19 protein-coding genes and 1 pseudogene are annotated in these 19,819 nt (G+C 38.5%); 6 read left to right on the forward strand and 14 right to left on the reverse strand.

Features of this window, described 5'->3' with window-relative positions; all coding sequences use genetic code 11:
• Window positions 1–797: 797 nt before the first annotated feature.
• Window positions 798–1,934: a hypothetical protein gene (locus G6Q00_RS01455; protein ID WP_163531711.1), complete on the reverse strand. Its 1,137-nt coding sequence runs from the start codon at window positions 1,932–1,934 to the stop codon at window positions 798–800.
• A gap of 303 nt (window positions 1,935–2,237) precedes the next feature.
• On the opposite strand from G6Q00_RS01455, the gene G6Q00_RS01460 reads away from it, so the two are divergent.
• The 5 genes and pseudogenes from G6Q00_RS01460 to G6Q00_RS01480 all read left to right on the forward strand — a co-directional run.
• Window positions 2,238–3,386: a glycosyltransferase gene (locus G6Q00_RS01460; protein ID WP_240330918.1), complete on the forward strand. Its 1,149-nt coding sequence runs from the start codon at window positions 2,238–2,240 to the stop codon at window positions 3,384–3,386.
• A gap of 208 nt (window positions 3,387–3,594) precedes the next feature.
• Entirely contained in the window at window positions 3,595–5,901 is a 2,307-nt protein-coding gene (locus G6Q00_RS01465; RefSeq protein WP_163531712.1) for a TonB-dependent receptor family protein, read from the forward strand.
• Window positions 5,902–6,055: 154 nt separating this feature from the next.
• On the forward strand, window positions 6,056–6,418 hold the full coding sequence (locus G6Q00_RS01470; RefSeq protein WP_163531713.1) for a hypothetical protein: 363 nt from the start codon (window positions 6,056–6,058) through the stop codon (window positions 6,416–6,418).
• Between the two features lie 250 nt (window positions 6,419–6,668).
• Window positions 6,669–6,995 (forward strand): hypothetical protein, encoded by a 327-nt coding sequence (locus G6Q00_RS01475; protein ID WP_163531714.1) that lies wholly within the window; start codon window positions 6,669–6,671, stop codon window positions 6,993–6,995.
• A 312-nt stretch (window positions 6,996–7,307) separates the two neighbouring features.
• A pseudogene (locus G6Q00_RS01480) lies at window positions 7,308–7,898 on the forward strand (hypothetical protein); the annotation flags it as partial.
• Window positions 7,899–7,978: 80 nt separating this feature from the next.
• On the opposite strand, the gene G6Q00_RS01485 reads toward G6Q00_RS01480, so the two are convergent.
• From G6Q00_RS01485 to G6Q00_RS08700, 3 genes are all read right to left on the reverse strand, one after another.
• Complete coding sequence (locus G6Q00_RS01485) at window positions 7,979–8,524, reverse strand: phage portal protein family protein (protein WP_205426444.1); 546 nt, start codon at window positions 8,522–8,524, stop codon at window positions 7,979–7,981.
• A complete protein-coding gene (locus tag G6Q00_RS01490) occupies window positions 8,524–8,778 on the reverse strand; it encodes a Mu-like prophage major head subunit gpT family protein (protein WP_163531716.1) in 255 nt (84 codons plus the stop codon). Before G6Q00_RS01490 ends, G6Q00_RS01485 begins: the two co-directional genes overlap by 1 nt.
• A gap of 197 nt (window positions 8,779–8,975) precedes the next feature.
• Entirely contained in the window at window positions 8,976–9,107 is a 132-nt protein-coding gene (locus G6Q00_RS08700) for a hypothetical protein (protein WP_275896757.1), read from the reverse strand.
• A 154-nt stretch (window positions 9,108–9,261) separates the two neighbouring features.
• Between G6Q00_RS08700 and G6Q00_RS01500 the strand changes: the two genes are divergently transcribed.
• Window positions 9,262–9,627: a hypothetical protein gene (locus G6Q00_RS01500; RefSeq protein WP_163531710.1), complete on the forward strand. Its 366-nt coding sequence runs from the start codon at window positions 9,262–9,264 to the stop codon at window positions 9,625–9,627.
• Window positions 9,628–10,000: 373 nt separating this feature from the next.
• Here G6Q00_RS01500 and G6Q00_RS01505 read toward each other — a convergent pair whose 3' ends face one another.
• The 10 genes from G6Q00_RS01505 to metG all read right to left on the reverse strand — a co-directional run bounded on the left by G6Q00_RS01505 (window position 10,001) and on the right by metG (window position 19,779).
• Window positions 10,001–10,642 (reverse strand): ATP-binding cassette domain-containing protein, encoded by a 642-nt coding sequence (locus G6Q00_RS01505; RefSeq protein ID WP_163531717.1) that lies wholly within the window; start codon window positions 10,640–10,642, stop codon window positions 10,001–10,003.
• Window positions 10,633–11,253: an ATP-binding cassette domain-containing protein gene (locus G6Q00_RS01510; protein ID WP_163531718.1), complete on the reverse strand. Its 621-nt coding sequence runs from the start codon at window positions 11,251–11,253 to the stop codon at window positions 10,633–10,635. Before G6Q00_RS01510 ends, G6Q00_RS01505 begins: the two co-directional genes overlap by 10 nt.
• Window positions 11,246–12,037, reverse strand: a complete 792-nt coding sequence (locus tag G6Q00_RS01515) for an ABC transporter permease (protein ID WP_205426445.1) — start codon at window positions 12,035–12,037, stop codon at window positions 11,246–11,248. The genes G6Q00_RS01510 and G6Q00_RS01515 overlap by 8 nt, the downstream gene beginning before the upstream one ends.
• The gene (locus G6Q00_RS01520) at window positions 12,025–12,981 is read right to left on the reverse strand and encodes an ABC transporter permease (protein WP_240329603.1); all 957 of its coding nucleotides are present in this window, start codon (window positions 12,979–12,981) and stop codon (window positions 12,025–12,027) included. Before G6Q00_RS01520 ends, G6Q00_RS01515 begins: the two co-directional genes overlap by 13 nt.
• Window positions 12,981–14,516 carry an ABC transporter substrate-binding protein gene (locus tag G6Q00_RS01525; RefSeq protein WP_163531720.1) on the reverse strand — a complete coding sequence of 512 codons (1,536 nt, stop codon included), beginning with the start codon at window positions 14,514–14,516 and terminating at the stop codon, window positions 12,981–12,983. Before G6Q00_RS01525 ends, G6Q00_RS01520 begins: the two co-directional genes overlap by 1 nt.
• 126 nt (window positions 14,517–14,642) lie before the next feature.
• Window positions 14,643–15,782, reverse strand: coding sequence for a glycosyltransferase (locus G6Q00_RS01530; RefSeq protein ID WP_163531721.1), 1,140 nt, complete (start codon window positions 15,780–15,782; stop codon window positions 14,643–14,645).
• On the reverse strand, window positions 15,779–16,204 hold the full coding sequence (locus G6Q00_RS01535) for a PaaI family thioesterase (RefSeq protein ID WP_205426446.1): 426 nt from the start codon (window positions 16,202–16,204) through the stop codon (window positions 15,779–15,781). Before G6Q00_RS01535 ends, G6Q00_RS01530 begins: the two co-directional genes overlap by 4 nt.
• An 8-nt stretch (window positions 16,205–16,212) precedes the next feature.
• Window positions 16,213–17,010 carry a tRNA 5-methoxyuridine(34)/uridine 5-oxyacetic acid(34) synthase CmoB gene (gene cmoB / locus G6Q00_RS01540; RefSeq protein ID WP_163531722.1) on the reverse strand — a complete coding sequence of 266 codons (798 nt, stop codon included), beginning with the start codon at window positions 17,008–17,010 and terminating at the stop codon, window positions 16,213–16,215.
• Complete coding sequence (locus G6Q00_RS01545) at window positions 17,000–17,932, reverse strand: ligase (protein ID WP_163531723.1); 933 nt, start codon at window positions 17,930–17,932, stop codon at window positions 17,000–17,002. The genes cmoB and G6Q00_RS01545 overlap by 11 nt, the downstream gene beginning before the upstream one ends.
• Window positions 17,929–19,779 carry a methionine--tRNA ligase gene (metG, locus tag G6Q00_RS01550; RefSeq protein WP_205426447.1) on the reverse strand — a complete coding sequence of 617 codons (1,851 nt, stop codon included), beginning with the start codon at window positions 19,777–19,779 and terminating at the stop codon, window positions 17,929–17,931. The genes G6Q00_RS01545 and metG overlap by 4 nt, the downstream gene beginning before the upstream one ends.
• Window positions 19,780–19,819: the final 40 nt, after the last annotated feature.

The raw sequence follows: 19,819 nt of genomic DNA on the forward strand, positions 1-19,819 counted from the left end.
ATCTTGCTATCCAAAAACTTTCCCTTATTTCACCTGCTCTTTTAGCTCAATTGTAGCGTGAATTTTTTGAAAAAATTTTAGATAAGAGGGAGGAGAAAATAGAGGAAGTTTTTTAGTGTGGTGTTTGAGCGTGCAGGATAACACAAAGTGGTAGATCACTTTGTGGCTTTAAGCCCCTGTATACGCGTTTTTGCCCATTGAGGTGTTTTTGAGGTATTTTGAGGTGTTGTGTGCAAAAGCTTTTGGCATCTAGCACATGGGATTGTTGTAAATTTTTTAGAGCGCTGTTGTGAAAATCTTTAGAACTCCGTTGCAAAAAATTTAGAACCCTGCTGTGAAATTTTCAGAACAAAGAGATTGAAAATCCTGTGTAAAAAGAAATGAAATGTTGTAAATTTTTTAGAGCGCTTGCCTCCAAATTTTTAGAGATCTGTTGTTTCTTCCCTCCAAAGACGCAAAAAAATCTTCAATTATTTTTCCTTGATAGGGGAAAAAGTCTTAGCTGTTATTTGCATACAAGAACAGCTGTTTCTAGTATTCTGCTCTAGGATATTTAGTCTCTAAGAACTGGGGTTAATACCATCTAAGAACTAAGGTCAAACTAAGAGAACTAACAAAAAAGATTTTAGAACTTGCTAGAAAATCTAAAAGAACCAAGTGGGCATCTACTAAGGACTAGCTTGAAGTCGATAGGAAACTAGGTGGTAGCACAATGGGGACTTATAAGGGAATTATATCAGAACTACTCTTTAGATCATTTGGAACTATCGTAACAACCACTAGAACTAAAGTGTGCATTAAGAACTACCATCACGATATTTTGACAAAATTTTAGATTTTTGTGTTATGTTTGTGGAAAGTTTGAGGCTTGGAGGTGGCCGAGAAGTTCCATTCTTAGATTCTGGGCTTAAAGTGGTTTTAATATCATTTGTTAATACGGCTGGTATGGCTTTTTCTACAGCATCGTTATAACTCTCTTTAGTGCCCTTTTCTAAATCATCAAAGATTGCCTTAATATCGCCCTTATTTAGCTGGAGATTTTCAAGTTGTTCTTTTAAATTAGCTGTAGTTTTATTTAAAATACTTTTTAGCGTGTTATGCGCCTGCACACTGCTATTTGCCGCTTCAGTTAAAAAGGCTAAAAGGTTACCGCTCTCATCTGCCCTAATAGCTCTAATAAAGGCCTCTTGTCTCTCTGAGTGTTTGGGAAGTGTTAGAATATTATAAGCACTATCAAAGGCTTTTAATGCCCCGCTATCCTCCCCAAAACTATTAATAATCTTTTCTCTTAGTGGGCTTTTAGGGTTTTGTAGTTTTACCCCGCCTCCAAATTGTTCCCCAAATTCTTTTAAAGCGGCTTCTTGTTCGGGTGTATAAACTTGATTGATAAGTCTTTGCGCCGCTCTATCATTGCCACTCATAGCCCGCTTAAGTGTGCCAACTATGGGTAAGTAGTCGCTAGCTCTACCTAGAGTTTTGGGTAAATCTGCAACTTTACTAATTGCCTTACCTAAGCCTATAAAGGCTACATCACCTACAGCGCTTAATAATCCCTCTTGTGTGGCGTGCTTAATTGTCTCATTAAAGTTTTGGTTGCGATTTAGCACAAAGTTAGTTAGCGCGGCATCTGCTCCCCCGCCTATAAATGCCCCTATTGCTCCGCCTGCTATCATGCCCCAAGGTCCCCCCCGTCCTTTAGCTACACCTTTAGCCGCCCCAACTGCGCTACCTATTAAACTGCCTGCAAGAATTACTTCGTTGTCTTTAATCTCTAGGCTGATTTGGTGTTTGTGTAGTTTAAACTCTAAGATTAACGCATTTGGGGCGCTATTGAGTGTGTCTATTAATTCAACATCACTAAAATGCAAATTCTGGTTATTATCATTTTTAAGACAGCTTCTAATAGCTTCTATAGCTTCGATCACGGCTAGCATAATAATTTTTTCTCCACTTCCTTAAAGTATGGGGGAGTTAGGTAGTAGCTTGCTTTTTAATATTATAAATTTGATTGAAGGCGCTTGTTAGTTCTCTTTGCTTAAGACTAGCTGGTATTAAGCCTTTGATTAAGTAGGTTTTAATATTCTAGATATGGACAAAGAAAAGCAATCTAACACAAAAGCACTAAGTTTAAAAATCTAGCTAGGAAATGGCCTTTATCTGCCCGCTAACTAAATTTCAAGGCAAGGTTTTAGTAAAAGCGTGTTTGTGTTAAAATAGCACCTTTTAAAGGAAATTTAATGATCACCATTCCTATCGTGATGGCTTTTGATTTGAATTATTATGTTGCTGGGGGAGTGGCTATGTATTCTCTACTCATGCACGCTGCACAAGAAAGAGAGGGAGAACCCCTATTTTATAAAATCCACCTACTAATACAAGGTCTGGATTTTTCCCACCAACAAGAACTGGTGAAAATTGCCGCCCCTTTTGCTGATTTTTCTGCGCTTATCTTCCATGATATAGGGCAGAAACAATCAGGGTTTGGAAAATTCTTTGAGCAAAATATCACCCCTCTTCTCCCCTATTTGCGCCCTGGACTTTTAAAACGCTTTTCAAGTCTAGTTCTCTACCGCTTTTTTTTAAGCTCTCTTTTTTCTGAGTATGACAAAATCATTGCCTGCGATGTAGATACTCTCTTTGAGCGTGATATAAGCCCTGCTTACTTTGCCTTTGATACAGAAGAGCCTTATTATCTTGCAGCTGTCAGGGAAAATTGGCATATGAGCGTAGAATATTTAGAAGAGAATTATAGGAATACCGCTAAAGACTTAGGTGCTGGATCAGATACTAATTCTAGGGCAGATATGGAGACGCTTTTTCGTTGTTGTATTAATGTTGGCTTTATTGTGGCTAATCTTAAGAAGTGGCGCGAGGATAGCTTAGAGGGCCATATGATTGCCATTTTTAAAGAAAAGGGGTCTAAACTTGTTGCCTTTGAACAAGAAGTGATCAATTTTGCCTGCCAAGGGCAAATTTTAGAGTTGCCCCGTATTTATAACTATGTAGCAGATGTTTTTAACGACTATTCTGAAATGCAAACCCCTGTGGTGTGGCATTTTTTAGGCCATAAGCCATGGAAGTTTATAGGGGGGGGGGGAACAGAGATTCGCTTTAAGCGATGGATGCGTGTTTTTCTTCTAGCTTCTATGTCTTCTGAGAAGTTTATGACCCATGCTCTTATAACTCACCCCTCTAAGGAGTTCATGGATAGTCTTATAACTCACTTTCAAAATAACCACCTTGATCTCTCTTTACTTGATTGTATGATCAGTAAAAAAACCCTAGCTAAGCTTTTTATTTTTAAGATTAAAATCTTTATTTTTAAGGTTAAAAAGTATGTTAAAAATAAGCTCACAAGAATAAAAAAGTGGCTTTTTTTAGCTTAAAGAGAAAAGTTGAATTTGAAAAATTCTACCAAAATGGCTTTGCATGATTTGGCAAATAAAGACCAAACCTCAGCTCTAATAATTCTGAAAAATTCAGTTTAGCTTAAAAAATCTTGCAGTATAATCAAAGAAGCTGGTGCTTAAACTTTCTTAAGGCTTGTGCCTTAACTCTATTTTCCTAAATCCCATTTTTTACTAAGGTGTGTGTATGCGCAGAGTAACGCTATTTCTCTGTGGCTGCTCTTTACTAGTTAGCAGCGCGCAGGCTATTAAAACTAAAACCCTCAAGAAAATACAAACTACAGAGGCCATTCAAGATGAGGACGCTCCTAAGAGCTGGCGTAGCGATGGGGTAAAAAATTATTTGGGTAGCCGCACGGTGATCTCTAATAAACAACTCACCCGTGAGGCCAATATGAGCATCGAGCAGGCCTTACAAAATGTGCCCGGTATTCATATTAGAAATTTTACAGGTGTGGGGGCTATGCCTAGCTTTTCTATTAGAGGCTTTGGGGGCGGGAGTCCAGGGCATAGCAATACCGAACTTGTTTTAGTTAATGGTATTCCTATCTATGTTGCGCCCTATGCGCTTATTGGTATTTCTATCTTTCCGGTTACTTTTCAATCTGTTGATCGCATCAGTGTGATTAAGGGGGGTGAAAGTGTGCAATATGGGCCTAATGCCTTTGGAGGCGTGATTAATATCATCACTAAGCCTATCCCGGAAAAATGGAGTAACCAAATAGCCCAGAGGGTAACATATTGGGGGCGTTCAAGAAATGGGGGTTTTATCACCCCTACGAGTACGCCGCTTAATAAGAGTCTGGGCAATAATTTTTTATATAACACCTACTTAAAATCAGGGGGCATGTTTAACAAATATGTAGGCGTTATGGCGCAGGCTAACTACATCACCGGGCAGGGCTTTAGATACAATAGCCCCACCACCATTCAAAATTACATACTAGATGGGCTCTATCAAATCAACGCGACAAATAAAATCACAGTTTCCTACCAATATTACAAGTATTTCTTAACCGATCCGGGATCTTTAGGACAAGTTGCTTATGATCAAAACCGTTTCCAAAATAATCGCCCTAATAACACCAAAAGCGGGGATGCTAACCGCTGGAGTGCGGTGTATCAAACTTTATTTGGAGATTCAGATAAAGTAGGCGGGGATTTTACCCTCACTTACTGGGGACATGACATGAGTCGGGATTTTCAAATGGATTCAAACTATTTAAATGTCAACACCAACCCGGCTAAGGGACTGGTTTATACAAATGACAATTACGCTGGGTTTTTTATTGTTAATCACGCCAGACATTTTTTAGTTAACTCTATTGAACCTAATGTCAACCTAAATGTCGTTACAAAATCTATGAAACAGATGATTAAAGTGGGTATGCGTGTTATGACCAGTGATATTTTACTCCACCCTTTACAATCTACTTGCCAAAACTCAGATATAGTCAATGGCAAGTGTAATATGCCCACCCCCACACCTCTTTTAAAATCTAGTGAAGAGATGAATAATAATTACGAGGCAGCCTATGTGAGCGATAAAATGGAGTTTCTTAATGGTAAATTGATTTTTACGCCCGGGTTGCGCTACACCCGTGTTAATTACAACCAAAAAGTTCCAGAAAAACCGGATTACACCCGAATGCAGACTCGAAAAAGAGATTTTAATGAATGGAGTCCAGCTGTAAACATTGGGTATAAGCCTATGCAAAATTGGTTATTTTATTTTAACTACCGCAGAAGTTTTATCCCACCACAAAACCGCATGATTGCTCTGTATTCAAGCAATTACAACCAAATTTTTGATGGGATAGAAGCCGGTTCGCGCTACGGTTATAAAGACTTGCTTAGCTTTAATGCGAGTTATTTTATTACCTTTGCACAGCGCTACTATTCAGGGGGTTATAGTCCGGGGCCGGTTAATGCTAGAAGTCAGGGCGTGGAGTTAGAGCTTTACTACACCCCTATTAGAGGCTTACAATTCCATGTAGCCTACACCTACATTAATGCCGTCGTTACAAATAATGTAATAGATGATACCAACTGGTTTATTGGTATTGTAAATCACCCCTTTAGCATTAAAGGTAAAAAACTTCCCTATGTCAGTCCTGATCAGTTTATCTTTGATGCGATGTATACCTATAAAGGTACGACTATTGGGATTAGCAGTTATTTTTATAGCCGCGCTTATTCTTCTGTGCTCAATCAGGCTAAATCAGAAACGGTTTGTTTTCCTACAAATCCTGCTAAAACCGGTGGCGTGAGCTTTGGGTGTAATAGCGTGGGGCTTTTGCCTTGGTATTGGTTGTGGAATATCCAAGTAAGCCAGACTTTTTGGCAAAGCGGACGGCATAAAATTGTGGGTAGTTTACAGGTCAATAATATCTTTAACATGAAATATTATTTTAGAGGCATTGGTACTTCCCCTACGGGCATGGAACCCGGACCCGGGCGCTCAGTAACGGCGTATTTGAGTTATCAGTTTTAAACACCCACAAGGCTAAAGCCACCTTGATCAAAAGCAGATTAAGCTGTACTAAAACGGCATGGGGGAAATGGCGTGATGATGCGCGCACATAAACAGCCCCCTATCACTAAAGAGGATATAGCCAATTAACGGGCATTGTGTAGTTGTAGAGTAGTTGCAAAAAGGACAGAACGAACTAGCCTTTAAGACAATGTACTTTGAAAGGGGGGATTTAACTAAAAATTTAGCCTTTGGATCGGCAATGCCACAAGAGCACCTTAACCGCCCTAGTTATGAGCTAGGAGTTAAGCAACTGTCCGACGCAAAGGCAGAGCAGAACCCTATAAGAAATCCCCTTAAAAGTCAAGACTTCACAGCAAAAGCTACAGAACTTTATAACACCGCTAAAGCTCAAGAAGTAGAGTTTAAAGAGTTTTTAGAAAATCTTAAGAGTGCTAATAATTCTTTAGAGTTAGGCCAAATCCTTAAGAGTGAATCTAGCATTGAAAGTAAGATTGCACGCAAACAGGAGGATTAAGCGCAATAAGCGACTATCTAAGAGGGCAATTATTAGTCAAGATAATGCCCTCGTAGATACAGAGTTAGTAAGGCTAGAGGATAGCTAAAGTCAAGAGGGATAAAGCCTACAATAGAATTACAACACAGAAACACACAGCGGGTATAAGGGTGTGCATGTACAATTCGAGTTTAACGGCGTGCCTAGTGAAATATAGCTACACACAGCTAAGGGTTGGGAAATTAAAAAGCAAACGGATAAAACCTATCAGGTGTTAAAGGAGCAGAAAGTAAAACAAACACTACCAGATGAGGAAATGTTAAGGTTAAAGGTAAAATGCAAAAGACTATTTCAGGATTCAGATTTAGATATTAAAGCCTTAAGCTCATTTGCGGTTAAAGAGCAGAATGTAGATTTAGATATTAAAGACTCAAGTTCATTTGCGGTTAAAGACCTAAGTTTATCTGTGGTAAAACATCGCGAAGCTTTAACTTTAGATACCAAAGACTTAACCTCGCCTACACTAAGAGATACTAAAAATTCAACTTTATCTATGGTAAGCTTTGATATATACTCGTATTCTGAAACATCTGTATAAGTTAGAAAATCTTTTCTAGATTCAAACTTAACCCAAGAGCCCTTAGAAAAGTCAAACTCAAAACAATTATTAGCTTTTGCTAATGCTAGTGCTATGGAGAAAAGATCGTTTTCAGATGTGCAATCAAAGGCATACAAACGCCCAGAATCATCATTAAAAAGGAATGAAGCCTTATCAGGAGGTAAAGGAAACATTGAATTATCCATTGAAAAACCTTTATTAAGCGGTATTCAGGCTACACAATCCCCCCTTAAAAATCAAGTTATCCCCCATAATAAAGCTTTTGGTACAAACTTTGAGCAGTTTTACCATGATCCACAAGGCGCAATAGCTAAACTACTAGAGACTAAAGAGGGACAAGTAGCCGGAGCATTTTATAGAAAGGATTTAGGCGATATAGATTTGGTGTGGGGAAATTCTAAAATGGGCTTAGCGCACATCTTAGAAAGAAGGACACAGCAATACGGGGAAGAAAAAGCTTTAAAATTCATTCAAGAATTGCCTAGAATGGTGCAAGAATCAAAGATTTATAAAAATAGCCCAGATAGGGTTGAGCTTATCACACCTAAAGAAATTGTTGTTATTGGAAAACAAGACCAAAATAGATTCGTTATCACCGGATTTAAAGATAGGAGGAGCAAAGACAGATTTAAACAATTGGATAACCCGCAGAGTTTAGACGATGCAGGTTTTGCAGGTAAGTCGGTGTCAGAGCAACCTAAAAAAGTTGGTGATATTCTCTTACCTAACCAAGAGCACCTTACTAATTCCCCCCTTAAAAGTCAAGAGCGCCCCTACAGGGTTATCACCGATAAAGAAACTTTCATTAAAAATCTTGATCTAAGTACATATGCTACACCTATACCTAAAGAACTAGATGTAAAAGGCTTTTTAAAGGTTTAAAAGCGATAGAGAATAAAGAGAACTTCATTAAACACTTGCAGGTTAAAAAAGATGCCCAAAGTAGATTGGCTTACTTAAATTTAGTAGAGCCGACTTTGAAAAATCCAGATATTAAACTCATCTTTAAAGACCCGCCTAAACAAGAATACATTAAGGCATTTAGAAAAGACGCGGATAAGAATATCGGGGCGATTATCCAGATAGATTTTTTCACCACTTACAAAGATATAGGGGCGTTTTTCTAATTGCCCATCATAGTGGATATAGTGATGTGGGATTAGCTTAAAGTTAATCCCACCTTGAGAAAAGCCCTTAATAAAGTAAGCACACCCAAAAAAAAGCGCACTAGTACAATCAAAAACAAATTGATAAAACCCTTTTTTTTGGATAAGCTTAAAGGCTTCTTGTGCTTGGTTATTTTCACATTCTAAAATTAGCGGGAGTTTAGCCACTTGCAAACGCCTTTTAAACACTTCGCTACTAATTTGGGCATCAAAGCGCAAGAAGTAGCGAAAGACTTTTACTAACTCCTCATATCTTTCAGATTGTAGTGCCCACTTCACAAACTCATAATCAATAAAATTAGGGATTTGATGGGCAAGAGCTCCGGCTAAACTTAGCGCCATTATTTAGCCTGATTTTGTTTTGTTGTGATCTGATTTAGATAGGCAAGTTGCCACAAACCATACCCCGCATTATCCTCGCTATCAATGCCGTACAAGAACTCTCGCCGCATAAAGTTATTTTGATTTGTGGGCTGATCTAGCGCGCTAAATTCTACGGGTTTATTAGTTTGTAAGATGATTGGCTTAATGGTCTTAGAAGTATCTAAAAGTATCCAGCGATTATCATTTAAATAGGGGCAAACTAGATATTCCATTAGACTTCTTTTATTCTTTAAAATCCTCCAGGTTAAAAGGTTTAGTATAAAATTTTACGCCCCTTTATGCTTTATCTATGTATTGGTGGCATTGTGGTTAAAATACCCTTGTGTTAGACTTATTGGTTGTATAAGAGGCATAAACAAACCCCCTGTTTCTAGTACAAAATACTCCTGTTTAATCTAGTTTAAGTTTTTTAGCGCGGTGTTACGATGGGTGTAATCTCGCCTGTTAAAATACCGGTTTTAATCCCAGCACTTTTAAGTAATCCAAAACCTACCCCATCGGCTACACAGAATTTTTTAAATTCCCTCCATAAATAATACATGCCCCCTCTGTAAGTGTCATCACAATCACATAAAAAACTTTAATGCCTTTCATAAGATACAAACTACTCCATGCCAAATAAAATAATCCATAGTCTAAAAAAGTGCATAGATTAGCCGATGCCTAAATTCTATTTTTTATAAAAAGGAGTTTTCATGGTTTTTCATCATTTAATACGCGCGGGGGGGGGGGTAGCAATAGCTCTTCTCATCTCAGGTTGTAGTGCTAAGTTAGGTAGCATTAATCCTAATCAACCGTTAACAGAGGATATGCGTCCTGTTTTAGGGCATGCTTGTAAACATTTTACATGGATTTATGGCAAAGCGCATGATGAGGATCTTAAACAGGAAGCGATGCAACAGGTTACAAGTCAAGCAAATAATTATGCCCGCGCGGCCAATGCAAAAGAAGCAGAATTAGTCAATGTCAAGATCACCAAACATTTCTATCCATGGTTTTCCTTGCTTGTAGGATCAAAATGCGTGAATGTGAAAGGTTTTGCGCGCCCTAAAACACAGTAGAGCTAATGTTTAAATACTAAGGGTCGTGCTTGCTCTTTGTTAAACTAACATAAGTCAGTTTATAGGCGGTATGATTAAGGTTAGGAACAAATCCTAGCCTTAAAAAATGCAGGCTTGTACCAGTGAGTTTACCGGGTAATTGGCAATGTTACTAATTGCAATTTATAAAGGTAAGAGCGATCCCACCCTAAACAAGAATACAAAGCCTAAAGCGCAGGTTCTGTAAAGACCGTAAGGCACTCGGAATTACAAACCATGGATAGCGTTTTTGGGTATGAAAAAGGGCAAATTTACCAATTAAACTAGATAGATACAAAAAAACTCAGAGAGCAAGCCATAGCCGATTAAATACAAAGACTGAACATCAAGCAGCCTAGCCATGCAACTTGCCCCCCTCAATGATAAAATGCCTTTCAAAGTATTTTTGTGCGATGGTTTTATCATGGGTAATGCAGATCACACTCGTACTAGATTTGGATTGATAATCTAGCAACACTTCCATAATCTCGTATTTTAAGCGCTTATCTAGTGCGCTGGTGATCTCATCTAAAAGTAAAATTTGGGGCTTAACTAGCATGGCTCTAGCAATGCCTAATCTTTGGCGCTCCCCCCCGCTTAATTCTCTAGGAAACTTATCTAAAAGAGAAGGCTTAAGCCGCGTATTTTGTAGAACTTGGGCTAAATCTTTTTGTGTTTTAAAACGCCTAGCCACACTTTCTAAGAGGTCTTTAACTCTTTTAGCTGGATTAAGCGCGTTTAATTGATCTTGAAAAACATACTGAATATGTTGCCTCAAGCGTTTTTCAGGAATATTTAAAATATCTTCTTGCTGGTAGGTGATTTTGCCTTGATCAAAGCTTTCTAAACGCGCGATACATTTAGCCAGCGTGCTTTTCCCACTCCCACTTGATCCTAAAAGTGCGGCACTCTCCCCATTCTTTAGATGTAAATGAATATCTTTTAAAATACAATACTCCCCATAGGATTTATATAAACCCATTACTTCTAATCCCATGTAAAATACCCTTTCTTATCCCCAAAATAAGTCATTTCTCCATTTTCTAAAACAAGCACTTGCTCACATAGATGATAGGCTACTTCTTCGTCATGGGTGATGGTGATCTTTTGGACATTTAATTCTAAGAGTAATTGCACCACACTTTGGGTATTAACACTATCTAAAGAACTAGTTACCTCATCTAGTAAAAGAATTTGAGGCTCTAGAGTGAGATTAAGCGCGATTTGTACCCGACTAGCCATGCCACGACTCAGCTCATAAGGATAAAGTCCCCATACTTTAGAGGGGATATTTAGACTCTCAAAAATAGGTAGGGCTTTATCTACTTTGTCTTTAAGAACCATTTTAAAGGTATCTAGTATTTTTAAATAAGGGAAAAAACAGCTAATGCAATCTTGAAAGACATAACCCGCCCGTCCTTGCACTTCAAGCGCACCATAACTGATTTTAAGATTAGGGCTTAAAAGCCCACAAAAAGCTCTACAAAGCGTGCTTTTCCCACTCCCACTACTCCCTAAAATAGCCAAATTAGCTTCTGTTTCAAAACTAATATCGCGTAAAATTTGATGGCTGGGGGCATAGACATTTAAATGTGTAACTTTAACCATGTTCTTGTATTCTCTCCCCTAATAACATCAAACTAAATACAATCCCAAAAATAGCTAGCCCGGGAGTGAGTAGCAACCACCAAGTACCCGTAAAGATCGCTTCAGAGGCTTCATTAAGCATATTGCCCAAACTTGCCTCCCCCACTCTAAGCCCCAAACCAAAAAAACTCAGTAGGGCTTCTGTACTAATGGCATGGGCACAGGTATTAATAAAAAGTACAAACACACTATTTTTAGCCACAGGTAAGATTTGTGTAAACATAAGCGCTAAACGCGTCGCCCCTAAAGCTTTTTCATTTAAAATAAATTCTTGGGTACTAATATTGCTAAAGCTATCATGGATAACCTTACCAGCACTCCCCCAAGCAAAAAACGCCACTAATAAACTTAGCCCCCATAAATCAAACCCGCGTTGGTTAAAGGCGCTAAAAAGTAAGATGAGTAAAAGATTAGGTAGGGCTAAAAACCCGTCTAAAAAGCGCAATAACAAAGAGGCTAGCCATTTGGGAGCATTAAGGGTAGCAAAAGCAAAACCTAAAGCAAGACACATAGCACATAGTGCGCTTAAAAGCCCGATACAAATAGAATTTCTAAGGGCAAAGAGTAGCCTAGAAAATTCATCGCGCCCTAAGAAGTCTGTACCTAAAAGATGGGTAAAACTAGGGGGGAGTTTGAGCTGGGTTAAATTGACTTCAGTAGGTTCAAAGGGAGCACATAGGGGCAATAATGCCAAAACAACGATGAAAAGCGCCCCAAAAAGGAAAATCTTTTTCAAGAACGCCATCTTGGGTTTAAAAATTTGGCGCTAATCTCTACGATGAGGTTAAATAAAACCACTACAAAGGTGCTAAGTAAAATAATGCCTAAGGCTAAAGGGTAATCTTTATTGAGTAAGGCATTAATTGTTGTACTGCCTAGTCCTCCAATAGAAAACACGCCTTCTATAATGTAAGTCCCCCCTAAAATCCCGGCTGCATTAGCCCCAAAATAACTAATAATAGGCAAGAGGCTGTAGCGTAATACTAATTTGAGCTGGATTATTCTCTGACTAACCCCCCATGCGCGATAACTCATGATAAAGGGTTCTTTGAGAGTATCTAAGATGACGCTACGCACTAAACGGGTATAAATGGCTAAATGCGAGAGGGTTAGCACTGCTATAGGAAGTATTAGGTGGTAAATCAAAGCCTTAAAACTAGGTTCTTCTCCTAAATCATAGACTCCAGAACTAGGAAAGAGCCCTAAAAACACGCTAAAGACCATGATAAAGACTAAGCCTAGCCAAAAACTAGGGATACTAAAAAACCCTAGAGTGATGCACATGATTATTTTATCCCATAGCGAGTCTTTAAGCAAGGCACTAAAAACCCCCAAGATGAGGGCTAAAATAAAACTTAAAATAAAACTTGTTAGACCTAAGATCAGAGTGTAGGGCAAGCGCTCTTTAATGATCTTAATAACACTTTCTCCACTAGCAAAACTCACCCCTAAATCTCCATGTAAGACTTGCCCTAACCACTCTACATAGCGTGTTAAAAGCGGGCGATTTAGGCCTAGATTGGCAATAATTCTCTCTTTAATAGCCGGGTTAGCCGCTTGGATACTATCCCCATAAACACCAGAGATCACACTTCCGCTAGAAAAATCTAGCATCACAAAGATCACAAAACTAAAAACAAGTAAGAGTACAAAGGCCCCTATAAAGCGCTTAGTGGCAAAGCGCCACACTAATCCTTACTCCACTCAGCAACATTATGCGTAAAACGCGCCCCGTGATGCCCTAAGATAGTAGGCTTAATGCCATGGATATTAGCGCGATAAGCTAGAGGGTAGCGCAAATACACTAAGAAGGCAAAGGGAGGGTCATTATACAAAGCATCAATGAATTTGGCATACCAAAGTTTGCGCTGCTCTAGTTTGTTTGTAATGCGGGCTTTGAGTAAAGCTTGATCAACTTTTAAATCGCTATAATGGTTATAATTCCAGCCATTTTCATTGGTACTTACATCCATTTTAGAACTAAAGACGCGATAAGTCTGCAAGTCCGGATCAAGCGGGCTTCCCCAACCAACAATAAAGCTATCTACCTTATTTATTTCAAATGCCCCGTGGTTTTTGGCAATGGCATTAGCTTTAATCCCAATTTGGGCTAACTCACTTTGTAAAATATTAGCCAAAGTTACCCTGAGTGGATCGCTATTAAAGGCATAAATATCAAATCCTAAGACTTTGCCATTTTTATATAAAAACTTCCCCTGTAACTTCCACCCCTCTTTATTTAAAATTTCTTGAGCCTTTTTGGGGTTGTAGGTATAGGTCTTAGCATTTGTATCATTAGCCCAGCTAGCTTGGATAGGATTATTAGCCACAAAACCATAACCATGTAAAATCTTAGTGGCGATTAAATTTCTATCAATGGCGTAGTTAATCGCCTGCCTTACTGCTAGAGACTTTAAAAGAGGGTTATGAAAATTAAACATCAAAGCGCGGTAATCTGCGCTCTTCATATCCATAATTTTAATATTTTTATCATGTTCTAAACTCTTTACCAAATTAGGCTCTACTAAAGCCACATCTAAAGAGCCGTTTTTAATCTCATAAGTGCGCACATTGTAATTAGGTACAATTTTTAAGATAACCTTAGCAACTTTTGGCCGTCCCCGATAAAAGTTAGGGTTGGCTTTAAAACTAATATAACTCCCCTTTTGCCACTTAACAAATTCAAAAGGGCCTGTGCCAATGGGGTGTTGGTTAAAAGCATTGGTGTTTAAATCCTTACCCTCTAAGATGTGTTTGGGCAATATTCCCATGCTTAATGCGTCTAAAAGCGGAGGGAAAGGGGTCTTTAGTGTAATTTTTAAACTATAGGGGTTTAGCACTTCTATGCGTTTTACTGCTTCAAAATTGGCGCGTGCGGGTGCATTGAGTTTTTGATTAAGAGCCTGTTCTATGCTAAATTTAACATCTGCAGCGCTAAATTTATGCCCGTCATGCCATAAAACATCTTCTCTTAAATAAAAAATCCAAGTGAGTCCATCAGGGCTTACTTTCCAGCTCTTAGCTAAATCCGGTTCAATTTTCATGTCAGGTGAAAAGCGCGTTAGCCCACTAAAGACAAAATCTAGGGCGCTGTCATGATCGGTATCAAAAAGCGGATTAATACGAGTCGTTTCGTTTTCAACACCAATAACAAGGGTATCTTTAGGGGTGCTAGCAAAGACTTGAGCAATAAAAAGAGCGGCCAAGAGAAGCTGTTTGATCATCACTCTCCTTTGGGTGCTATGTTTGTATTTTTAGTGTTATTTTCTTAAAAATTAGTTAACAAGGGAAAATATTTTTGTCAAAATATTAACCGCTGGGGCTATAAAATTTTGCCTTTTTTAAGAGGTTTATCTTTTTTCCCTATAAATCCGTTTAAAATCAGCAATGGCTTCTGTATACATGTCTAAAGCCTGCTTAATAGAATCATCTAAACGGTAGTTTTGTGTGGCCTGAGCGTATTTTTCTTCTGCTAATGCGCGCTCCTCTGGGTGTTCTAGCCAGTAGTCTATTTTTTGGGCTAAATCTTTGGCGTTGTTAGATTTAAACAGCGATCGCTCATCTAGGGCAAACTGATTTGTCGCGCTAATCTTGCTATCAGAAATTACAGGTACCACCCCACAACTCATCGCTTCTAAACAGGCTATCGCTTCCCCCTCCACATCTGCAGCATGCACATATAAATCGCATTGATACAGCAACTCTATTAAATCTTGTGGTTCTAAAAAGCCAAAATCCACAGGGTGGGCTAAGTCCTTAGCACATTTTTGTAATTTAGCCAGATTAGGCCCAATGCCTTTTAAATGTAATTGAATCTGTTGGCTAAAGCGACTCAAATACACGGCCTCTATGAGTACTTGTTGGTTTTTTTCATTAGAGTAGCGGCCTACCATGATGATATGAAATAGGTTATCTGTTTTTGTATTGTGGGAGCGTTTGGTATAGAGTGGATCAAAGCCATTGCTAATTACATATTTTTTACCCCCATAGCCATGCCTTTCTAGTTCGTTTTTAATCAAAGGGGAGGGGCAATGGATATGATAGAGATACTGGTAATAATTCTTTTTAAACCACCAAAAGATCAAGCGATTAAGCCAGTCTAAATTTTGCAATTTGATATTATAGGTGATGTGTTCGGGTTGCAGATGAAACGCCCCTACATAGGGGATTTTAAGCTCTCTTGCTACCTTGATTGCTGTTTTTTCTAAGTCAAAGGGTAAAAATACATGCACGATGTCTACCCCGCTAAAGGCTTTTTTTAAAATCTTTTCATCGGGTTTGCCAAAGATCATGTGTTGCTTGCGTGCAATTTCTGTAACGAGTGGGATATAGCGCTCTTTGAGTGCAAAAAAGCCCTCCCCTTGTACAAAGGGCGCTACTACCCGCACCTCATGCCCATGACTTTGAAGTGCTTTATAAAATCTATAGCAGGTCATAGAAGTCCCATTACTCTTATCCTCAAAACTATCCACCACTAAGGCAATGATCACGACTCTTCCTTGAAATTAAACTTGAAAGGCCGTTTTTCAAAAACCAAAATCTCAAAATCCCCCTCAAATACTTTAATTTCCATAAATTCCCCCTCCACACGAATCGAGCATTTTTTAGAACTCGCATGAATCACTGTGGCGTTAAAATAGATTTCTTGTTTAAGCTCAATAGGGGCGAGTAAATTAACTTTCATAGAAGAAATTAAGCTATTTTTCTTATTAAGCGCGCACAAAGCCGCAAAGCTAGCCGCACTCACAATAAAGCCGGCATGTACAACATCTTCCTCACAGAGCATAAACTCCTTAGGGGTGAAACAAACTGTGGCCTTATTAGGGCTAAAAGAGACTAAATCCGCACAAAGGGTTTGATCTAATTTAGAACAAACAAATAATCCTTCCTCTAACATAGGTGTTTCTGTCATCAATATCCTTATTTGTGTAAAATAAAATACCCCCTACAAGGAGCAGGGTAGCCCTCTATGCTCTTGCTAGCATCTTTGGGGTCTAAAAAAGACTCTAAACTTAGGCCTTCAATCCATGGGGTTTTGCGTTGTTCTTCTATGGTGGTAGGTTTAATTGCTAAGAGTTTAAAATCTTGAAAGCCAGCTTTAAATGCCCAGTTTTGCAAAGCTTTAATGCTAGGGATAAAATAGACATTACTCATTTTGGCATAAGTCTTTGGGCAAAGGGCGATCTCTAGGGGGCTTTCAAAAATGAGCGTATCAAGTACAAGAGTGCCGCCTTTTTTTAAACCTATGTAGAGAGATTTTAAAGTGCTATGCGGGTCTTTTCTATGATAAAGCACACCCAAACAAAAAATCACATCAAAGCGCTTTTTATAAGTGCGCAAATCCTCTACCCCTAAGCTTTCATAGATGATAGGGAGTTGTAATAAATGATTAAGAAAACTAAATTGTTGCCGGTAAAGAGGGCTTGGATCAAAACCTGTTAGGCTTTGTGGGTTTTGCTTGTGCATACAAAATAGGTAGTAGCCATTATTACAACCCACATCGGCTATATCTAAACCGCATAGATTGACATTTTTAATTAAGTCCCACTTGATATAACTTTTCCATTCGCTATCAATGCAAAATTCTTTTTCACTCTGTTTAAAATAAAAAGGACCTTTGCGCCATGGTCTTAATTGCCAAGCTTTTGCTTGGAGTTGATCAAGGCTAAAATGCTGATCTAATTCTATACTAATGCCTTGATCAATGCTATAGTACATCAAAGAGACTTTTTTGATAGGGTTTGTAGAGTAAATCTGCTATGTCTACCTCTCCTATAATGAAGGCTAGATGATAGATTTGCGAGGTGAGTAGAGTTTTAAGCTCATGAAGGGTTTTATAAAGGGTGTGGGGCATGTCTAATTTTTCTTGTGTGAAAATAATTTGTTTAAGCCAAGGGGCTTTTTTTTGTGCATAGATTGCTAAATTGATCATCTCTTTATGTTTTTCTAAGAAAAGAATCTGTGAATAGTGCGCACAAGGCTCTAAGCGTCTATTCGTATAAAAAGCTTTAGGAAATACCCCCAAACGGTTTAAATCTACCGGTATATTTAATGCCTGAGATACCTGTAAAACTTTAGCAAGCTCGGGTAAATAAAGCCCTGCAAGTTTGAGATGATAACGCCTATTTTCATATAAAATCGTGCTAGCTAATAGCTGTTCTTGTAAAATTTGATAGGGGAGGGTATCTACAAGTTTTAAACTACTAGCTAAAAAAGATTCTTGCATGATTAATGCATTTATAGCGCTTAAATCTAAATCTAATAAATCTAGCATTTCCCCTTTAAAAAAATAAAGGCCACTGGGCACTAGCCTAGAGAGTAATAAACACTCAATCCTAGAGAGAGTAATAATAGGAATTTGGCTATCCATGAATTTATAATAAAGCAATCTATTTAGCGCATCTTGCAAGTTTTGTACATAAATCCAAGCAATTTCTAAATCAGTGGGGTTTTTCTGATTAGTTAGTACCCCATAAGCCCCTAGTCTAATGGCTAAATCAATGTAGCTAGGCTCTAGAGCAATAAAGAGCGCGCCTTTTTTAACCCGCTCAATGGTATGGGTGATATGGCTAAATGTATGCACCACCGGGTTACTTTGTAAGATTCCCCTTGTGATGGATAAAACCTCATCTACATTCACTCAATATGGGCTCCATTGTTTACATGCCCAGTGGGTGCAATGAGTTTAAGATGATTCACACCACCAGCTGTTAAGATCATGCCCTCAGAACATAGACCTAGCATTTTTCTAGGTTCTAAATTTAGCAAAGCACATACTTGTTTGCCTATTAGTTCCTCAGGTTTGTAGTACTTAGCAATACCGGAGAGAATTTGGCGTGTTTCTAAACCAAAATCAACCTGTAAACACAGCAATTTAGAGCTCTTAGGTACTTTTTCAGCCTTAATAATTGTGCCCACTCTCATATCTAATTTAGAAAAATCCTCTATTTTAAGGTGCTTTTTCTCTTGTTTAATAGAAGTTTCTAGCTCTATTTTAGGAAAGAGCGCTTCTATTTTGTGTAGTGTTAATGGGGGTAATAAATAATGGCTTTGTTTAAAGGTTAAAAAACTCTGTGAATCTAGGCTAACCCCAAAGATAGCCGCTAATTTTGTCGCACTTTCTGGCATTACCGGGTAGAGATAAAACGCGCTCTTGGCTAGAATATTGGCTATAAGAGAGAGCAAAGCCATAGTTTTTTCAGGTTGAACTTTAACCATGTTCCATGGCTGTTCTTGTGCAATAGTGGCGTTACACGCTTCAAAAACTTTCCATAAATCTTCTAAATAGCGGTGGGGTTGCATCTCTTGCATGCTCTGATCTAAAGAATCTAGTAAATCTTGGAGTTGTTGGTAAAAAGAAGGATAATGGGCTAAAACACCCTCACTTTTTAACTCCCCACCAAAATACTGGCTAGCCATGCCTAGCATTCTTTGTACTAAATTACCTAAAGTATTGCTCAAATCTGCATTAGATCGCCGTATTAAAGCCTGCAAGCTAAAATCCCCATCTTGGCCTAAGGGCACTTCGCGCAATAAAAAATAGCGTAGGTTCTCTATGCCATAAGTTTTTGCTAAATCCTGCGCGTCTAGCACATTACCAATACTCTTACTCATCTTCACCCCCTCAATTGTCCACCAGCCATGCACACAAAGCCGCTCAAATAAAGGGAGTTCTAAGCTCATTAAAAACGCCACCCAATAAATCGCATGGAAGCGCAAAATATCCTTACCCACAACATGGATTGTGTGTTTAAAACACTCTAAATTAGCCCCCTTGCCATAGCCTAAAGCACTCACATAATTAAGCAGCGCATCTAGCCACACATAAATAACATGCTTACTTTCTTTTAAACTACTAGGCAAAGCAATCCCCCACTCAAAACTGGTGCGGGTAATGGAGAGATCATAAAGCCCTTGTTCAATAAAGCGCAACACTTCATTGCGCCTAAAGAGAGGATAAATAGCCCTAGGGTGGGTGTGATAAAAATCTAGCAAACGATTCTGATAATTACTGAGTCTAAAAAAATAACTCTCTTCTTCTACTAAAGTGCTTTCACGGTTACAATCAGGGCAATGGGTGGTGGTTACAAAACTCTCACAACTCACACAATAAGACCCTTGATAAATTCCCTTATAAATATCCCCCTTTTGATACATTAACTCAAATGCCTTTTGTACGGCCTCTTTATGCTGGCTATCTGTAGTACGCACAAAGTGGTTATAATCAATCTTAAAATAATCCCATTGATCCTTAAAAAGACGGCTAATATTAGAGGCGTATTCAAGGGGGCTTAAATTGTGCTTTAAAGCACTCTGTGCGATCTTTTGGCCATGCTCATCTGTACCGGTGAGTAGAAAAACTTCCTCTCCTTGCAAGGCATAGTATTTTTTAAGCATGTCGGCAATAAAGGTTGTATAGGCATGCCCTAAATGGGGCTTATCATTGACATAATAAATAGGGGTGGAGATCAATCTTAGATTTTGCATGAATAACACCTTTTTAAGCCTAAAGGGCTTATGATAGCAC

It is taken from the genome of Helicobacter suis (genome assembly GCF_902196125.1).
In the GTDB taxonomy this organism is placed as follows: Bacteria; Campylobacterota; Campylobacteria; order Campylobacterales; family Helicobacteraceae; genus Helicobacter; species Helicobacter suis_B.